The organism is Oleiphilus sp. HI0080 (assembly GCF_001635135.1).
Genome location: NZ_LWFU01000838.1, coordinates 1 through 399, shown reverse-complemented (window position 1 = coordinate 399; position 399 = coordinate 1). Strand labels below are relative to the sequence as shown.

Annotated in this window: 1 protein-coding gene; it reads right to left on the bottom strand. The window is 51.9% G+C overall.

What is annotated here, in order from left to right; genetic code table 11:
• Positions 1-372 (bottom strand): Ig-like domain-containing protein (locus A3751_RS17090; RefSeq protein WP_197466444.1); only part of this gene is annotated, 372 nt, incomplete at its 3' end.
• Positions 373-399: the final 27 nt, after the last annotated feature.

Genomic DNA, 399 nt, shown 5'->3' with positions numbered 1-399 from the left:
ATCAACGCGCAACGACGTGCCTGCCAGACATTCCGAAAGCGACGCCGGAAGATTGGAGAAACTAAGACCGGTTAGCTGCGCAGTCGAGACATCAACAGGTAAGCGCGCATTTAGGTAGCTCCAAGATACAAGCACCTCTGCATTCCCCGAGACACTGCCAGCTGAAACTAAGCCTGTCTCATCTACAGTAAACACACCAGAGTCGCTACTGACCCACACAACTCGATCACTGACATCTTCCGTACTGCCATCACCAAGAGTTGCGATAACAGAAAACTGCGATGTGGCGTCCGCTTCCAAGATGGCGCCCTGTTTACCCGGCATAATTTGTATGCTCTGCACATCGTTTTCCACCACTTCGACTGCCGCCACAAAGGCTCGCTCACCTTCTTCATTTCT